The sequence below is a fragment of the Sphingomonas mali NBRC 15500 genome (assembly GCF_001598415.1).
Classification (GTDB): domain Bacteria; phylum Pseudomonadota; class Alphaproteobacteria; order Sphingomonadales; family Sphingomonadaceae; genus Sphingomonas; species Sphingomonas mali.
Window position 1 is genome coordinate 1 of the sequence record NZ_BCYX01000068.1, and the last position, 13,854, is coordinate 13,854.

Sequence of the window (13,854 nt, forward strand, 5' to 3'; positions counted from 1 at the left end):
CCGCGGGCTCCTGCGGACAATCACGATCCTCGCGGTAGTTGGGTTCGGTCCCTAAGGCGCCGACGAGCAGGAATAGACCAGCTTTTCGCTATAAGTCGTCGGCAGCGCGGCGCGGATCGACTGTTGCTGCACCATAAGATTGTTGCGCGCGCCGGCATCGGCGCTGCATTGCTTGAGCGGGCTCTGCGCGCGCAACTTGCGCGCGGCGTCCATCTGCGCCGCGCTCAGGAAATAGCGATAGGCGATGTAGGTCCGCGTCTCCGGATCGAACTGCAGCACCGATACGGTCTGCTCATTGTTCGGCACCAGCACGCGGGTCCATTTGCCATTGTCATCGGCATATTGGGTCTTGTCGTTCATGCACCCGTCTTGCCCCCAATCGAGGTTGACGTCGGCGGTGGCCGACACCGTCACGCGGCTGCGGTCGGGCTGGAACTTGCATACCATCTTGCCCAACGGGCGCGGCGCCGCCGGCGCCGGAGTCGCGACGGGCACCGCGAAGCCCGGGGGGAGCATCGGCTCCTCACTCGGTCGCAACAGGAAGACGATGATCGCCGCGACGATCAACACGCCGCCCACCGTGCCCGCCCAGATCGCCTCGCGCTGGCGTCCGCGCGTGTAGAGCAGCCCGCCGCCGCCGACCGTCAATGCCCCGAGCACCAGCAGCAAGGCCGAGATCGCCATGACGTTCTCGCTCGCGCGCTGGGCATTGAGCCGCGCGGCTTCGATCGCCTGCTGGCGGCCCGCTTGCTCGCGCGCGGCGGAGTCGCGCCGCGATGCGTCGGCCGCCTCGCGTGCCGCTGAGTCCGCTGCCTCATCGGCGCTCAGCCTGGCCTCGAGACTCATGCAGGGAATGTCGACGGCATTGAACGTTTGACGGTTGGCCCGCAGGAAGCCGGCAAGCTCGCTTTCCGCGATCGCGAAGGCGAAATTGGCATCGCCGTCCTCGCCGCGGGTGATCGCCGAATTGACTCCCATCACGCGTCCGCACCGGTCGAGCAGCGGCCCGCCCGAATTGCCGCGCGAAATGCTCGCGCTGTGGAGCAGCACGTTGATGCCTTCGATATTGCGGCTGGCCGACAGCGACCCCTCCGACCGCACCGGCGCCAGCGGCTTGATGTAATCCGCCGCCGATTGCGCGGTGGCGAGGTCGACATTGCCGGGATAGCCGAGCGAGACGAGGCCCATGCTTTCGTCGGGCGCTCCGGTGTACAGCGTCGCCACTGGCAGCGCGCCGCCGGTAAACTCGATCAAGGCGAGGTCGCGCTTGGCATCGATCGCAACCACGCGGCCCTGGTACGATTTGGTCCCCTCGGAGGGGACGACGCCGATCACGACATTGTCGGGGTACTTCTGAGCGAGCTCGACGACATGCGCGTTGGTGACGATCCGGTTGGGCGCCACCGCGAAGCCGGATCCATGGCCGAACCCGACCACTTCCTGATCGACGATCGCGATCGTCACGACGCGGACGACGCTGCGCGACGCCGCCGCGATATCGTCGGCGGCGGCAAGAGACGGCGTCGCCACCCAGGCAAAAGCCGATAGAATCGCCAACAAGCGGAAGAAGCGCGGCATGGCGCAGAGCCCTTCCACGAAACGCGCCGCGCTTCAATGCGCGATCGATCGACGGGTTGATTTCCGACCTTCGCGCCGAGGCATTTTCTTCGGCGCTAGCCTTGCGATGCTTCGCTCTTGTCGCTCGTGTCCGATTCCAGCGCTTTCAGCGCCGCGTCGACCTTGCCCGCGTCGATCGCGGCCACCGCATCGAGCGCCCTGTTGACCGAGCCGGCGCGATGCGGGCTATAGGCCACCGGCAGCAGGGCAAGCCGGGCGCGATCCTTCTCTCCCCGATGCAGCAGGATGATCGCCGCGTTGATCCGCAGCTCATAGGCATAAGGGGCGTCGGTATAAGCCGAGAGCAGTCCGTCTTCCGCGTTGCTGGTCGGCTTGTCGTGGGCCTGGAAGAAGCTCTGGTAATAGAGGGTCAGCGGCTCGGGATTATCGGGGTCGAGATGATTGGCGACGATATAGCCGTGCCGTGCGGTGCGCCAATGTGACGGATCACGATCTTCGGCCTTGGCCAGCTCGGCACACATGACCATGCTCTTGTAGATCAACGCGTGGATCGACTTGGGATCGGCTGCCAGCGCGCGCTCGACCGCGGCCTTGGCCGCCGGCAGGTCCCCGGCATCATATTCGGCTTCGGCCAGCTCGTTCTGCGCGCCGGCGTCATTGGGAAAGGGCGCCGCCAGCTTGCTCGCGAGCGCGGCAACATCGGGCGCACTGGAATTGTCGACGCCGCGGGTCGACCGCAGGCGCGCCGGCATCACCGCTGCTTCGCCGGGGGAGAGGACGCGCAGCTTGATCTCGCCGATCGGCAGCGAACGCGCCTTCAGCGTCGCCACCGTGATCTTCGACTTCATGATATAGGCGGTCATGTCGCTGTCGAGCTTCTTCAGATCGCCGAACGCTTTGGTCGCTTCTTCGACCTTCTGGCCGGCATTGATCGCGTCCATATATTTCGCCAGCTGTCCTTGGCGCGACTGATCGAAGGTCAGATAATGCAGCAACAGCCAGCCACGGCCATATAACGCCTCGGTCTGATCCTGGCTCAGCTTGCCAGGGTCCAGCTGCAACATGCGAGCCGCCGGCAATGCGGAATTGTCCCCCAGCGACCAGGCGCGATAGACGGGCGGCTGACCGATCGTCACGCCGCCGTCCTTGTTGAAGGCCGCCGTCGCGTTGAATTCCGCGAAACCTTCGACGAACCACTCCGGAAAGACCGTGTTCGGCCAGTTCAGAAACATGAAATGGTGCGTATATTCGTGCAGCAGGATGGCCTGAGCGCTGAGATCGAAGACCGATCCGCTGGGTGCGTCGCGCGGAACGAAGGCGACCGGACCGCCGACGCGCGTCTCGTAGAAGCCGGCGACATCGCCCATGCCCTTGCCGGCCAGACGACGGACGTCGCCAATGCTCCCCACCATATAGACGCGGACGCGGTCGGCGTCGGCGAGCTTCTCGTCAGGAACGCCGCGCATCACGCGCATTGCCTTGTCGAACTTCTCCAGACGCTCGGTGAACGCCTTGATCCTCTCCGGCTTGTCGTCGGCATAGACGATGAAGTGCGCGGAGCTCGCTTCTTGCCAAAGTGCCTGCGCGGTAACCGGCCATGCCGACGCGACCAGCGCGGCCGATACCAACAGCTTGCGAACCATCCCATCCCCCGGAGAACGCGCTTCTTTCCAGCGAAGCTACGACCCTGGATCAGACAAAGCTATAGGGATCAACATCCACAATGACGCGGACCTTGGACGGCCAGTCGAGCGCGCCGAGCCAGGCGCGGATCACGTCCTGGACATCGAGCCCGCGTCGCGCATGGATCAGCAGGCGGTAGCGATGGCGTCCGCGCAGCATCGCCAGCGGGGCAGGGGCGGGACCATAGACTTCCATCCCTTCGACCCGGGGTGCGGTGCGGCCGACAAGCTTGGCAATATCGTAAGCGGCGGGCTGGTCCTCCGAACTGACGACGATTGCGGCGTAGCGGCCGAAGGGCGGCGCGCCGGCCTCGCGTCGCGCCTCGGTCTCGGCGGCGGTGAAGGCGTCGGCATCGCCTGACACCAGGGCTTCCATCACCGGCGCCTTCGGGTCGTGGGTCTGGATGAAGACATGGCCCGGTTTCTCTCCGCGCCCGGCGCGACCCGCCACCTGCATGATCTGTTGGAACGTGCGTTCCGCGGCGCGCAGGTCGCCACCCCCGAGCCCCAGATCGGCGTCGATTACCCCGACCAGCGTCAGATTGGGAAAGTGATAGCCCTTGGTGACAAGCTGGGTGCCGATGACGATGTCGATCTCGCCCGCCTCCATACGGTTGACGAACTCGGCCGCCTTGGCCGGGGACCAGATCGTGTCGCTGGTGACGATCGCGGTGCGCGCCTCCGGCCACAAGGCCGCCACTTCGTCGGCGATGCGCTCGACCCCGGGACCGCAGGCGACCAGCGAATCCTCTTCCTTGCATTCGGGGCATGCGCGCGGCGTCGGCATGACGTGGCCGCAATGGTGGCAGCTCAGCCGCCGGACCAGCCGGTGCTCGACCATCCAGGCGGTGCAATTGGGGCATTGGAAGCGATGCCCACACGCGCGGCAGAGTGTCAGCGGCGCATAGCCGCGGCGATTGAGGAACATCAGTGCCTGTTCGCCGCGTGCCAGCGTCTCGTCGATCGCGTTGACCAATTTGGGCGCGATCCAGCGGCCGCGCTCGGGCGGGTCGAGCAACAGGTCGATCGCCTCGATATCGGGCATTTCCGCGGCGCCGTAGCGGCCCGGCAGCTTCACCTCGGCATAATTGCCGATCTCGACCTGTTGGCGCGTCTCGATCGCCGGGGTCGCGGTGGCGAGCACGACCGGAATATGCTCGAACTTGCCGCGCATCACCGCGACGTCGCGCGCATGGTAATGCACGCCTTCCTCCTGCTTGAAGCTGGTCTCGTGCGCCTCGTCGACGACGATCAGGCCGAGATTGGAATAAGGCAGGAACAGCGCCGAGCGCGCGCCGACCGTGACCAGCGCATCACCCGTTGCGATAGCGCGCCAGGCGCGCCGCCGCTGCGACTGGCGCAGTCCCGAATGCCAGGCCACCGGCTCGCAGCCGAAGCGCGCGGTGAAGCGCTGCAGGAACGGCTCGGTCAGCGCGATTTCGGGGAGCAGGACCAATGTCTGGCGACCGGCGCGGATCGCCGCGGCGATCGCCTCGAAATAGACCTCGGTCTTGCCCGATCCGGTCACCCCGTCGAGCAGGGTCGGCTTGAAAGCGCGCGCGGCAACATCGGCGGTAAGCACATCGGCGGCACGCTGCTGCTCGTCCGACAGGATTGGAACGTCGTGATCGGGGTCGGGCAGCGGAAAGGGGCTGTCGATATCGACTTCGACCGCTTCGATCGCGCCGACCTTGACCAGGCCGCGGATCACGCCGTCCGACACGTCGGCGATCGTCGCCAGCTCACGGACGAGGCCCTGGCGGTCGCCGATCCGCTCCAGCGCCTGGGCACGCTGCGGCGTCAGCCGATCGGGGACATGTCCCGTCGGGCGATATTCGGTGACAGTGCGCGCGCCCTCCAGCGCGGAGGAGGAGGGCAACGCCATTCGCGCGACCGAGACCGGAGAAGCGAGATAGTAATCCGCGGTCCACTCGATCAGCCGCCGCATCGCATCGGTCAGTGGCGGCACCGGCAGCACGTCGATCAGGTTGCGCAGCCGATTGTCGCCGACCTCGGCGTCCGAGGGCATCCGCTCGGGCTCCCACACCACGCCGAGCAACTGACGCGGGCCCAAAGGCGCGACGACCAGCGACCCCGGCTCGACCGTCATGCCATGCGGCACGCGATAGTCGAGCGGGCCGAGCGCGGAGTTCATGACGAGGACGCGGGCGCGGGACATTGCCACTCATATGGCGATTCCTGTGCGGAGGCGAAACCTCGCGCATGGCGGTTTCGTCCGCCCTGTTCCGGTTCGTCCAGGCCAGCTAGGATGAGGGGGTGACCCCGCAGGAACAACTCGACGGTTTCATCGACAAGTTCGCGCCCGACATCGCGGCGACGATCCGGCGCGCGGTGGCGATGGTGTCGGCACGGCTGCCCGGGGCGACGATCCTGGTCTATGACAATTACAACGCGCTCGCGATCGGCTTCGGCGCCAGCGACAAGGTGCGATCGATCGTCTGCTCGGTCGCCGGCTATCCGCGCTGGGTCAGCCTGTTCCTGTCCAACGGTCCGACCTTGCCCGATCCCGAGGGGCTGCTGGAGGGCGAAGGAGGTACCGTGCGCCACGTCAAGCTGACCGGCGACCGCATCAACAGCCCCTCCGTCGCTGCGTTGATCGATGCCGCCGCGGCCAGCGTTGCCACGCCGATCGACCCGGCGGGCGAGGGGCGGTTGGTGATCAAGTCGATCTCGGCCAGGCAACGGGCGCGGCGGCCATGACGGCGCTGCCGCTCGAGTTCGGTCAGCATCTGGCGCGCGACCGGCGGCGCTCGGCGCATACCGTTCGCGCGTACGAGATGACTGCCGTCCGCTTGATTCAGTTTCTCGGCGAACATTGGGGCGAGGAAGCGGATCGCGCGGCGCTGGGCCGGGTGACGGCGGCGGACCTGCGCGCCTATCTCGCGCGCCGGCGTGGACACGGCCTGGGCAACGCCTCGGCCGCGCGCGAACTGTCGGCGGTCAAGACCTTCCTCAAATGGGCGGCGGGAGACGACGCCCCACCGCGGATGCGCGGACCGCGCGTCAAGAAAGGTGTGCCGCGCCCGGTCTCGCCTGCCGACGCGATCGCGCTGGCCGAGGAAGTCGCCGAGGACGCTGCCGAACCCTGGATCGCCGCGCGCGACTGGGCGGTGCTGCTGCTGCTCTATGGCGCCGGGCTGCGCATCGGCGAGGCGGTCGGGCTGACCGGCGCGATATTGCCGCTGGGCGAGGCGATGGCGGTCACCGGCAAGCGCGACAAGACGCGGATCGTGCCCTTGCTGCCCCAGGTGCGCGACGCGATCGAGGCGTATGTCGCAGCGTCGCCCTGGCCGGCGGCGCGCGGCGAGGCGCTATTCCGCGGTGCCAAAGGTGGGCCGTTATCGGCTGGGGTGGTGCGCAAGGCGGTTCAGGCGGCGCGCATCCGCCTCGGCCTGGCCGACCGCACCACGCCGCACGCCTTGCGCCATAGCTTTGCGACGCACTTGTTGGGCCGGGGCGCCGATCTGCGCCAGCTCCAGGAACTGCTCGGCCATGCCAGCCTGAGTTCGACCCAGATCTACACCGCGGTCGACGCCGCGCATCTGCTCGACGTGTACAGGAATGCGCATCCGCGGGCTTGACAGACTCCCCTCCCGTAAAGGGGAGGGGCTGGGGGAGGGCGTGTCGACTCCGCTGGCAGGCCAGATTATCGCGACATGCCCTCCCCTAACCCCTCCCATAAATGGGAGGGGAACAGTTCAGGCCCGCGGCTTCCACGTCACAACGCGCCACGCATACCAGGCCGCGATCGTCGCGCAGATCACCACGGCCGCCGGACCGGTCCAGGCCTCCGCCTCGCGGAAATTGGCGCCGAGATACCAGCCGGCTCCCGTCAGGAACGCGTTCCAGATCGTCGTCCCGGCCAGCGTCCAAACGATGAATTTCCATCGCGGCATCTTCGAGATCCCGGCTGGCAGCGACACGATCGACCGACCGAACGGAGCGAAGCGGAGCACGAACACGAGCCATTGGCCGTGGCGGAAGAAGAAATTGTCGATCCGCTCGACGTCCGACCAACTGACCGTCAGCCAGCGCCCGTTGCGGTCGACGAACGGTTTGAGCTTCTTCAGGGGGACGTTGCGGCCGATCCAATACCAGAAATAATTGCCGAACGTGGACCCCAATGTCCCGGCGATCATCACCCCGGTGAAGCTGAGCTTGCCATGCGCGACTGCTATCCCGGCGAAGCCCATGATGACCTCGGACGGGATCGGCGGAATGATATTCTCCAGCGCCATCCACAGGAAAATCGCCGCATAGCCCCATTGTTCGAGGCCATCGAGGAACCATTGGGTCATCCGGTTGCAGCAACCTTCTTCTCGATCGCGTCCCAGATCATCGCCGACACGTCGACGCCGTCGAGCCGCTCGATCGCGACGATCCCGGTGGGGGAGGTGACGTTGATCTCGGTCAGCCACTCGCCGCCGATCACGTCGATGCCGACGAACAACAGCCCGCGCTTCTTGAGTTCGGGAGCAAGCGCCGCGCAAATCTCACGCTCTTTGGCGGTCAATTCGGTTTTCACCGCCGACCCGCCGACCGCGAGGTTCGAGCGAAATTCGCCTTCGCCGGGCACGCGGTTGATCGCGCCGGCGATCTCGCCATCGACCAGCACGATGCGCTTGTCGCCGCTTGCCACGCCCGGCAGGAACGCCTGCAGCATGTGCGGCTCGCGCCAGGTCGTGTTGAACACCTCGATCAGCGCGGACAAATTGGTGCCTTCGCGATCGACCTTGAACACCGCCTTGCCACCATTGCCGTGGATCGGCTTGACGACGATCTCGCCATGTTCGTGGAGGAATTTGCGCGCTTCCTCCAGGCTGCGCGTGACGAGCGTCGGCGGCATGAAGCGCGCGAAGTCGAGCACGAACACCTTTTCCGGCGCGTTGCGCACGCTGGCAGGATCGTTGACGACCAGCGTCTTGTCCGAAATCCGCTCGAGCAGGTGGGTTGCGGTGATATAGCCCAGGTCGAACGGCGGATCCTGCCGCATCAGCACGACATCGGCCTCGGCGCCGAGGTCCAGGTTCACCGGTTCGCCGAAAGTGAAATGCTTGCCGACGACCCGCTCGACGGTCACCGGATGCGCCTTCGCCCAGACGCGACCGTCGCGATAATTGAGCGCATCGGCGGTGTAATGGAACAGCCGGTGCCCGCGTGCTTGCGCGGTCAGCATCAGCGCGAAGCTCGAATCGCCGGCGATGTTGATCGACTCCATGGGATCCATCTGGACGGCAACGGTCAACGGCATGCGATCTCTTTCCTTACTCGTCACCCCAGCGAAAGCTGGGGTCTCGTCGGGCTTTTACCGCCAGAGATGCCAGCTTTCGCTGGCATGACGGCTAATGCTTAAGCGTGTTAGTCGGCTATGTCACCCGATCCACGCATTCTCGATATGGCGAGGCCTGGTGCCCGGCGCCAGCAGGATCACGTCGACGCGGATATCGTCGCCCGGCTCGGCATAACGCGGCATCAGAACTTCGGCTGCGGCCGCTACGCGAGCGAGACGCCGCTCGTCGATCGCGAAATCCAATTCGGCGGCGGTAGCGCGGCTCTTCACCTCGACGAACGCAATCAGATTCCCCTTGCGCGCCACCAGGTCGACTTCGCCCGCCGGCGTGCGCACGCGCTTGTCGAGTATCCGCCAGCCCTTGAGCCGCAGCCACCAGGCGGCGATCCGTTCACCGCGGCGGCCCGAGGCTTCAGCGGCGCGGCGATCCCTGTTCCCCTCCCGCTTGCGGGAGGGGCTAGGGGAGGGTCTGTCATTCCTCGGCACTTTGATCACACGCCCTCCCCCAGCCCCTCCCGCGAGCGGGAGGGGAGTTATTTCTTCATCTCCATCGCCCGTGCATAGAGTTCGCGGCGGTCCAGGTTCAGCCGCTTGGCCACCTCTCCCGCCGCCTTGCTCGCGGGTAACCGCGTCAACGCTTCGGCCAGCGCCGTATCCGCATCCTCCACGCTCGCCGGTGCCGCCTCGCCCGGCGGCGCCACCACCACCACGATTTCTCCCTTCGGCGCTGCTTCGGCATAGCGCGCAGCGAGCGCCGACAGCGTGCCTGTCACGGCTTCTTCGAACTTCTTGGTAATCTCGCGCGTCACCGCCGCCTCGCGGTCGCCGAGCTTCTCCGCGAGCAGCGCCAATGTCGCCGCCAGCCGCGGCCCCGATTCGTACAATACCAGGGTCGCGCGAATCGCCGCCACTTCGGCGATCGCCTCCGCTTTGGCGCCCGCCTTGGCCGGAAGGAACCCGATGAACAGGAACCGGTCGGTCGGCAGCCCCGCCAGGGTCAGCGCCGCGATCGCCGCGCACGGCCCGGGGATCGTCACCACCGCATGCCCCGCCGCACGCGCGTCGCGCACCAATTTATAGCCGGGATCGGAGATCAACGGCGTTCCCGCATCGCTGACCAACGCCACCGCCTCGCGCCCCATCCGCTCGATCAGCCCGGGACGAACGCGGTCGGCATTATGGTCGTGATAGGCGATCATCGGGCGTTTTATGCCGATGTGCCGGAACAGTCCCGCCGTCACGCGCGTATCTTCGACCGCGACTATGGCGGCATTCGACAGCACGTGCGCCGCGCGCGGCGACAGGTCACCGAGATTGCCGATCGGGGTAGCGACGATATAGAGACCGGGCATAAGAACATCAGACATCAGGGGATCGTCATGGCAGAGGCAGCAACCGCACCGCAACGACTGACGCAACTAAAGCGGGCGGTTTTCCTGTTGGGGCTGATGGTGCTCAGCGCTTGTTCGACCGTCGTGCCGCGCTCCGGACCGCCGGTGGAGCGCGGTCCCGCGGTCGTCGCGCCGCCGGTCGCCCCTCCGGTGATGCCCGGACTGCCGACCGATAACGAGCATCACATGGTCGCCCTGCTGGTTCCGTTGACCGGCACCAATGCCGGCGTCGGCAAGAGCATCGCCAACGCGACCCAGCTCGCGTTGCTCGACACTAACAACAGCTCGCTGCGCATCACCACCTACGATACCGCCACGGGTGCCGCCGCCGCGGCTCAGCGCGCGATCGACGAGGGCGCGCGGGTGATTCTCGGGCCGTTGCTCGCCGAGGACGTGCGCGCGGTCTCCCCGATCGCCAAGCGCGCCGGGGTGCCGGTGATCAGTTTCTCGAACGATTCGAGTCTGGCCGGATCGGGTGCCTATCTGATGGGCTATTCGCCGGCCCAGTCGATCGAACGCGTGGTCGATTATGCCCGCGACCAGGGGATCACCACTTATGGCGGCCTGGTCGCCAACGGGATTTATGGCCAGCGCGCGTCGACCGCTTTCCTGCGTGCGGTCGAATCTGCCAAGGGCCAGGTGATCTCGCTGCAGAATTACGACCATAGCAATCCGTCGATTACCGGCGCGACGCTGCGTCTCGGCAAAGCCGGCTCGGTCGGCGCGGTCCTGGTCGTCGATGACGGGGCCGCCGCCGCAGGGATCGTCCCGCTGCTGCGCCGCAACGGAGAGGCCGGCGCGCGTGTGCTCGGTACCGAACGCTGGAACACCGAGGCGTCGATCGCCGCCAAGCCCGCGCTCAATGGCGCCTGGTTCGCCAGCGTGCCCGACAACCTCTATCGCCAATATGCGGTCAAATACCGCGCGCGGTTCGGCGCGGCCCCCTATCGCCTGTCGAGCATGGGTTATGACGCGGTGCTGCTGACGATCCGCATCGCGCGCGACTGGCGGATCGGTTCGTCGTTCCCGGAGGAGCGCCTGCGCGACAAGGACGGCTTTGCCGGCATCGACGGCGCGTTCCGCTTTAGCCGCGACGGCATCGCCGAACGCGCACTCGAGGTGCAGGAAATACGCGGCGGAACGACCGTGACGATCTCGCCGGCCCCGGCGGGGTTCTAAGGCCTTCCGCAAGATCCTCCCCACAAGTGGGAAGGATTTTAGTTTGCCAAACGGCTAAGCTTCCTTCATGGTTATCCATATGGATAACCATCAATCCTCGCTAGACGCCGCATTCCACGCACTCGCCGACCCCACCCGGCGGGCGGTGGTTAGCCGGCTCGTCAGGGGTCCAGCGGCGGTGACAGAACTGGCCTCGCCCTTCTCCATGGCGCTGCCGTCGTTCATGAAACACCTGCGCGTGCTGGAGAAGGACGGGTTGATCCGGTCCGAGAAGATCGGCCGCATCCGCACCTGTCGGATCAATGCCGAGCGACTCGCCGCTGCCGAATCCTGGCTGGTCGAGCAACACGAGATCTGGCGATCCAGAGCCGATCGGCTTGCCGATTTTGTCGAAACACAGATGCCCGAGGAGCCATGACCATGCCTGCCGATTCGTCCGAACTCACCATCGATCGCTTCATCGCCGCGCCGCCCGCTCGGGTGTGGAAGGCGTGGAGCACCCCCGAACATCTGGCGAAATGGTGGATACCGGCGCCGATCGAATGCCAGGTGGTCAAGCTCGACCTTCGCCCCGGCGGCGGGTTCGAGACGCTGATGCGAGAGGGCGGGGGCGACTTCCAACCGCATGTCGAAGCCTGCTTCCTCGACATCGTCCCCGAATCCCGCCTGGTCTTCACCACGGTTCTCAAGGAGGGGTGGCAGCCGGTCGAGCCGTGGCTCGCGCTGACGGCGATCATCACTTTCGAGGCGGAGGGGAATGGCACCCGCTACGCGTCCCGGGTCCTGCACAAGACTGCGGCCGATGCGCGCAAGCACGAGGAAATGGGATTCGAGGAGGGCTGGGGAACGGCGATCGCGCAGCTCGCGGCTTTCGTCGCAGGGCACTCCTAAGCACCCCCGATCCGCGTCTGCCTCAGGCCGTCAAATGGTCGGAGACACGAACGACTTCGCCCAGAATCGCGTTGAGCACTGGCATGCCGGCATCGGTGGCGCAAAGTCGCGCGCCTTCGAGTTTTAGCAGGCCCTGAGCCGACAAGCGATCGATCGCCTGACGATCTGCCAACTCATCGATCGGGCGCTCGCCCAGCGCCGAGATCCGGTCGAGATCGATCCCCTCGGCGAGGCGCAGGCCCATCAGCATCGCCTCGATCGCGCGCTCCTGCGGCGCGAGCGGCACCTCCTGCTCGATGCCATGGCCATTGCGCGCGACCGCCTCGATCCAATTCTCGGGCTTGCGGCGGCGTTGTGTCGCCACGCCGGTGCGTCGGCCATGCGCGCCCGGTCCGATCCCGGCATAATCCTGGTAGCGCCAATAGGTCAGGTTGTGGCGGCTCTCCGCGCCGGGCCGCGCGTGGTTGGAAATCTCATAGGCCGGCATTCCCGCGCTCGCGGTCAGCGCGCGCGTGAGTTCGAACAGGTCGGCGGCGCGGTCGTCGTCGGGCAGCACCAGCCGCCCGGCGAGCGCCTCGGTCTGGAAGCGCGTGCCCGGCTCGATCGTCAGCTGATAAAGCGACAGATGCTCCGTGCCGAACGACAGCGCGCGGGCGAGTTCGGCATGCCATTGGGCCAGTCCCTGATCGGGGCGGGCGTAGATCAGGTCGAAGCTGACCCGGTCGAACATACGCTGCGCGGTGTCGAGCGCGGCCAGTCCCTCGGTCACATCATGGGCGCGGCCCAGAAACGCCAACGTCTCGTTGTCGAGCGCCTGCAATCCCAGGCTGACCCGATTGACGCCGGCCGCGGCGAGATCGGCGAACCGCGCCGCCTCGACCGATGACGGATTGGCCTCCAGCGTGATCTCGATCCCCGGCTCGAACCCCCAGGCGCGCTCGGCGGCATCGAGCACTGCCGCCACCGTCGCGGGCGGCATCAGCGAGGGCGTGCCGCCGCCAAAGAAGATCGATCCCAGCCGCCGCCCCGGCAGTATTGCAGCCTCATGCGCCAAATCGGCGAGCAGCGCGTTGCGCCACATGTCCTGGTCGACGCTTTCGCGGACATGACTGTTGAAGTCGCAATAGGGACATTTCGAGACGCAGAACGGCCAATGGACGTATAAGGCGAGGGGGTCGGTCATCTGACCCGTGCATATGGAGACGCGCGCATGATCAGGAAAGCGGCGATCGCGCTACTGGCGATGGCGTTGACCGCGTGCGGCGCGCCCAGCGGTCCGGAGCGCGTGGTCGAGCCGCGCAACGGCACCGCCCCGGCACAGCGCGGCGGCGCGTTGCTTCGCCAGGTCATGCTCGCCAGGCACAATGACACGCGCCGCGCGGTCGGCGTTCCGCCGCTCGCCTGGGACGAGGGCCTCGCCGCGCACGCGATGGATTATGCCCGGGAACTCGCCCGCACCCGCCGCTTCCAGCACGCGCCGCAACCGATGGGGGCGGGGCGCGAGGGAGAGAACCTGTTCACCGGCACCCGCGACGCTTATTCCTTTGCCGAGATGATCCAGTATTGGATCGACGAGCGGAAGTGGTTCGTGAACGCTCCCGCGCCCGATTTCAGCACCACCGGCAATGGCGAGGCGGTGGCGCATTACACCCAGATCATCTGGCGCACGACGACGCGGGTCGGCTGCGCAGTCGCGAGCAACGATCGCGACGACTATCTGGTCTGTCGCTACGCCCCGCCCGGCAACGTGATAGGGTTGAGGGCGCTGTAGGGTCTGTACTCCATTACCGCGAGGATCGTGATTGTCCGCAGGAGCCCGCCG

General features: G+C 66.5%; 14 protein-coding genes. 6 read left to right on the top strand and 8 right to left on the bottom strand.

The genetic code is table 11. The features are described 5' to 3' along the window. Window positions 1-51 precede the first annotated feature (51 nt). The 3 genes from SMA01S_RS22925 to SMA01S_RS22935 all read right to left on the bottom strand — a co-directional run bounded on the left by SMA01S_RS22925 (window position 52) and on the right by SMA01S_RS22935 (window position 5,439). Window positions 52-1,578 (bottom strand): S1C family serine protease, encoded by a 1,527-nt coding sequence (locus SMA01S_RS22925; RefSeq protein ID WP_066827709.1) that lies wholly within the window; start codon window positions 1,576-1,578, stop codon window positions 52-54. Between the two features lie 95 nt (window positions 1,579-1,673). Then, window positions 1,674-3,221 (bottom strand): tetratricopeptide repeat protein, encoded by a 1,548-nt coding sequence (locus tag SMA01S_RS22930; protein ID WP_066827711.1) that lies wholly within the window; start codon window positions 3,219-3,221, stop codon window positions 1,674-1,676. Window positions 3,222-3,270: 49 nt separating this feature from the next. Then, window positions 3,271-5,439, bottom strand: a complete 2,169-nt coding sequence (locus tag SMA01S_RS22935) for a primosomal protein N' (protein WP_066827713.1) — start codon at window positions 5,437-5,439, stop codon at window positions 3,271-3,273. A gap of 98 nt (window positions 5,440-5,537) precedes the next feature. Here SMA01S_RS22935 and SMA01S_RS22940 point away from each other — a divergent pair, with 98 nt between their 5' ends. Together SMA01S_RS22940 and SMA01S_RS22945 are read left to right on the top strand one after the other, a co-directional pair. Then, entirely contained in the window at window positions 5,538-5,981 is a 444-nt protein-coding gene (locus SMA01S_RS22940) for a hypothetical protein (protein ID WP_066827714.1), read from the top strand. Continuing rightward, window positions 5,978-6,862 carry a tyrosine recombinase XerC gene (locus SMA01S_RS22945; protein WP_066827716.1) on the top strand — a complete coding sequence of 295 codons (885 nt, stop codon included), beginning with the start codon at window positions 5,978-5,980 and terminating at the stop codon, window positions 6,860-6,862. Before SMA01S_RS22940 ends, SMA01S_RS22945 begins: the two co-directional genes overlap by 4 nt. Before the next feature lie 117 nt (window positions 6,863-6,979). Here SMA01S_RS22945 and SMA01S_RS22950 read toward each other — a convergent pair whose 3' ends face one another. From SMA01S_RS22950 to rsmI, 4 genes are all read right to left on the bottom strand, one after another. After that, window positions 6,980-7,579 (bottom strand): DedA family protein, encoded by a 600-nt coding sequence (locus tag SMA01S_RS22950; RefSeq protein ID WP_066827717.1) that lies wholly within the window; start codon window positions 7,577-7,579, stop codon window positions 6,980-6,982. Continuing rightward, window positions 7,576-8,532: a glutathione synthase gene (gene gshB, locus SMA01S_RS22955; protein ID WP_066827718.1), complete on the bottom strand. Its 957-nt coding sequence runs from the start codon at window positions 8,530-8,532 to the stop codon at window positions 7,576-7,578. Before gshB ends, SMA01S_RS22950 begins: the two co-directional genes overlap by 4 nt. 120 nt (window positions 8,533-8,652) lie before the next feature. Next, window positions 8,653-9,057: a YraN family protein gene (locus SMA01S_RS22960; protein ID WP_066827727.1), complete on the bottom strand. Its 405-nt coding sequence runs from the start codon at window positions 9,055-9,057 to the stop codon at window positions 8,653-8,655. A gap of 47 nt (window positions 9,058-9,104) precedes the next feature. Next, the gene (gene rsmI, locus SMA01S_RS22965) at window positions 9,105-9,938 is read right to left on the bottom strand and encodes a 16S rRNA (cytidine(1402)-2'-O)-methyltransferase (protein ID WP_066827719.1); all 834 of its coding nucleotides are present in this window, start codon (window positions 9,936-9,938) and stop codon (window positions 9,105-9,107) included. A gap of 12 nt (window positions 9,939-9,950) precedes the next feature. Here rsmI and SMA01S_RS22970 point away from each other — a divergent pair, with 12 nt between their 5' ends. The 3 genes from SMA01S_RS22970 (at window position 9,951) to SMA01S_RS22980 (ending at window position 12,032) form a co-directional block, all read left to right on the top strand. After that, window positions 9,951-11,141 (top strand): penicillin-binding protein activator, encoded by a 1,191-nt coding sequence (locus tag SMA01S_RS22970; protein ID WP_066827720.1) that lies wholly within the window; start codon window positions 9,951-9,953, stop codon window positions 11,139-11,141. Window positions 11,142-11,208: 67 nt separating this feature from the next. Then, window positions 11,209-11,559, top strand: a complete 351-nt coding sequence (locus SMA01S_RS22975) for an ArsR/SmtB family transcription factor (RefSeq protein ID WP_245649410.1) — start codon at window positions 11,209-11,211, stop codon at window positions 11,557-11,559. After that, window positions 11,556-12,032 carry an SRPBCC family protein gene (locus SMA01S_RS22980; protein WP_157094111.1) on the top strand — a complete coding sequence of 159 codons (477 nt, stop codon included), beginning with the start codon at window positions 11,556-11,558 and terminating at the stop codon, window positions 12,030-12,032. The genes SMA01S_RS22975 and SMA01S_RS22980 overlap by 4 nt, the downstream gene beginning before the upstream one ends. 22 nt (window positions 12,033-12,054) lie before the next feature. Here SMA01S_RS22980 and hemW read toward each other — a convergent pair whose 3' ends face one another. Further along, entirely contained in the window at window positions 12,055-13,215 is a 1,161-nt protein-coding gene (gene hemW / locus SMA01S_RS22985) for a radical SAM family heme chaperone HemW (protein WP_066827724.1), read from the bottom strand. A gap of 27 nt (window positions 13,216-13,242) precedes the next feature. Here hemW and SMA01S_RS22990 point away from each other — a divergent pair, with 27 nt between their 5' ends. Beyond that, complete coding sequence (locus tag SMA01S_RS22990) at window positions 13,243-13,803, top strand: CAP domain-containing protein (RefSeq protein WP_066827725.1); 561 nt, start codon at window positions 13,243-13,245, stop codon at window positions 13,801-13,803. Window positions 13,804-13,854 lie beyond the last annotated feature (51 nt).

Bases quoted from the DNA above. Each gene is read 5' to 3' on its own strand.
- rsmI (WP_066827719.1), bottom strand. From the start codon at position 9,938: ATGTCTGATGTTCTTATGCCCGGTCTCTATATCGTCGCTACCCCGATC.
- SMA01S_RS22980 (WP_157094111.1), top strand. From the start codon at position 11,556: ATGACCATGCCTGCCGATTCGTCCGAACTCACCATCGATCGCTTCATC.
- SMA01S_RS22930 (WP_066827711.1), bottom strand. From the start codon at position 3,221: ATGGTTCGCAAGCTGTTGGTATCGGCCGCGCTGGTCGCGTCGGCATGG.
- SMA01S_RS22945 (WP_066827716.1), top strand. From the start codon at position 5,978: ATGACGGCGCTGCCGCTCGAGTTCGGTCAGCATCTGGCGCGCGACCGG.
- SMA01S_RS22990 (WP_066827725.1), top strand. From the start codon at position 13,243: ATGATCAGGAAAGCGGCGATCGCGCTACTGGCGATGGCGTTGACCGCG.
- SMA01S_RS22935 (WP_066827713.1), bottom strand. From the start codon at position 5,439: ATGTCCCGCGCCCGCGTCCTCGTCATGAACTCCGCGCTCGGCCCGCTC.
- SMA01S_RS22925 (WP_066827709.1), bottom strand. From the start codon at position 1,578: ATGCCGCGCTTCTTCCGCTTGTTGGCGATTCTATCGGCTTTTGCCTGG.
- hemW (WP_066827724.1), bottom strand. From the start codon at position 13,215: ATGACCGACCCCCTCGCCTTATACGTCCATTGGCCGTTCTGCGTCTCG.
- gshB (WP_066827718.1), bottom strand. From the start codon at position 8,532: ATGCCGTTGACCGTTGCCGTCCAGATGGATCCCATGGAGTCGATCAAC.
- SMA01S_RS22950 (WP_066827717.1), bottom strand. From the start codon at position 7,579: ATGACCCAATGGTTCCTCGATGGCCTCGAACAATGGGGCTATGCGGCG.
- SMA01S_RS22975 (WP_245649410.1), top strand. From the start codon at position 11,209: ATGGTTATCCATATGGATAACCATCAATCCTCGCTAGACGCCGCATTC.
- SMA01S_RS22970 (WP_066827720.1), top strand. From the start codon at position 9,951: ATGGCAGAGGCAGCAACCGCACCGCAACGACTGACGCAACTAAAGCGG.